The 2,017-nt window shown below is 34.8% G+C and carries 4 protein-coding genes; all 4 read right to left on the bottom strand.

What is annotated here, in order from left to right; translation table 11 throughout:
* Positions 1 to 256: 256 nt before the first annotated feature.
* Positions 257 to 865, bottom strand: coding sequence for a type VI secretion system baseplate subunit TssK (tssK, locus tag BGC07_RS15015; protein WP_069313753.1), 609 nt, complete (start codon positions 863 to 865; stop codon positions 257 to 259).
* A gap of 5 nt (positions 866 to 870) precedes the next feature.
* Positions 871 to 1,266 carry a hypothetical protein gene (locus BGC07_RS15010; RefSeq protein ID WP_069313752.1) on the bottom strand — a complete coding sequence of 132 codons (396 nt, stop codon included), beginning with the start codon at positions 1,264 to 1,266 and terminating at the stop codon, positions 871 to 873.
* Between the two features lie 86 nt (positions 1,267 to 1,352).
* On the bottom strand, positions 1,353 to 1,487 hold the full coding sequence (locus BGC07_RS23525) for a hypothetical protein (protein WP_268801685.1): 135 nt from the start codon (positions 1,485 to 1,487) through the stop codon (positions 1,353 to 1,355).
* Positions 1,488 to 1,504: 17 nt separating this feature from the next.
* On the bottom strand, positions 1,505 to 2,017 hold a 513-nt coding region (locus BGC07_RS15005), incomplete at its 5' end, for a type VI secretion system contractile sheath domain-containing protein (RefSeq protein WP_139121770.1).

Here is a 2,017-nt window from a genome sequence, read left to right as displayed (position 1 = left end):
AAACTGTATTGTTCTCGACATAGTAATCAATATGAGAAAATTTATTAAGTTTACGTGCCAATTCAATAAAGATTAACCCTGTTAAATTATTAAATGCAATAGCAAAGTTGTCATGGCTGTAAGAAAGCAAATCACTATCTGTATTGTCTACATCAGTAACTAGTGCGTAAATTTTAGTAAGCTGTTGTAAAAAAATGAATAGGATGGCACTGCACTAAATTTTTAGAATTTACCAATAAAAACTGCACCTCATTAATCAATAATTTAATAAGGCTACGATAAGAAGGAGATGAATCAAGAGAATTTTTTCTTTGAATAAAGCTTTAGCTCTTGTATTAAATTTTTTTGTAACTTGCTCAACTTTATCAAAACACTGTGTAGCAATAGATAAAGAGGGAGCAATAAAACTATCATTAACTTTAAAACCACCATCAACTTTATGATCAAGGTCAAATATTTTCATAGTAAACTTAGAACTAGGAATAATTCTATCAGACAATAAAGCTTTTTCTTTTAGCAATGTTATTTTACCATTTTCAGTATCCTGATAAACATCTTCATTGCCAATTAAATTAAGATAAATGCTGATACGCTCTTTATCAATATCATTTAAATCAAGTGAGTTAACCGTGGCGTTTTTTCCAATATCTATATACTCTCCTTGATAAGTTAATAAACTTAACTTACTAAGCTTTAAGATTCCCAGCTGCATTTCTGCCTCACTCCAGCGGATATCCAACAGTCCATAGTTTGGGATGCCATAACTGGCATTCCCAAATTTCTGTTGAACCATTAAATACTCAGTCAAGCATTCAAAATGTTCCGGATAAAGATATTGATCATTATACCATTTAGGTCTTAGCATAGTAATCAGCCAAAAGTTACGTCTTTTGCGATATTCAGCTGATTAACCCGTTGCAGTGCATATTGGTTCGTATAATCAGCCATGTGGTGTCCAGTAAAATCAACAAAAGTATATAAACTCCCATGTACTTCATAGTGCAAATCATTTTTATGTACTTGCACAATAATTGGCTTTTGCGGTTTTACCGATTCAAACCACGTACTCGACCCATCGGTTGCATCATAGGATTTACATGATTGCTGCTTATTAGGCTCATCAAAACTAAAAACAACCGTTGTTTCTTTAGCTGAGTAGCGAATCTCCTCAAGCTGGTTAAATACATCCTTATGAAAGTAACCAGACACCCTCACATGGTGCTGACCAATTTTATTATCAGAAGGAATCTTCAATGCAGTTAACACGAATTGAGACTCACTAACCGTCGTTTCTCCCCCCGTTCATAGGTAGGTACATTTTTCGGATGGACTTTTCACCATTAAAAGTCACTTTAGCAAAAAAAAGCACGGGGCTGTAATTGTAACTCTTGGCTATTGGAGCCAGAAGTTACAGCCGCATCAGAGTTTAGATTCAACCCTAAATACCCATCAGTGATATCCCATGCATCAACAAGTTGACCAGACATAATGCCTCCTTATTAGTTTAGCCGTCTAGACGTGTATCTATTTTTAACTCAACATTCAGCCCTTCAAACTGAATATGGGGAAGAACAACAATACTGCAGTTATACCATCCTGCTTTCCCATCAATTTTATCCACTTTGATTTCAGCTTTCTTAAATGGGAAAAATGAAACAGTAAGCTCATCAGGGTTAGAAATTAATGTAACATAATTACTAATCCACCCTTCTAGTTTTTGCTGTATGTATTCAGCACCTGCAGTTGTTCCAATATCCGCTCTCATCATCGTTCTTACATAATGAGCAATCCGACAAATCGAATAGGTATAGGCTAAATTTGCTACCATTTGAGAATTTTCAGAGTCATTTGGGTCTTCAAATTCTTCAACATATTTTAATGACTGCGTACTAAAAAAGCAGGCATTTGATGTGCCTTTTTCATAAATCACAGGCATAAATCCAGCATTTGCAAACTCTAACTCACGATAATCTGGGATCATAAACTCAACAGGAGCCTTAATCTCTTCTTTACCTCG

It is taken from the genome of Piscirickettsia litoralis (assembly GCF_001720395.1).
In the GTDB taxonomy this organism is placed as follows: domain Bacteria; phylum Pseudomonadota; class Gammaproteobacteria; order Piscirickettsiales; family Piscirickettsiaceae; genus Piscirickettsia; species Piscirickettsia litoralis.
The sequence above is the reverse complement of the archived record's forward strand: the minus strand, read 5'-3'. Positions and strand labels throughout refer to the sequence as shown.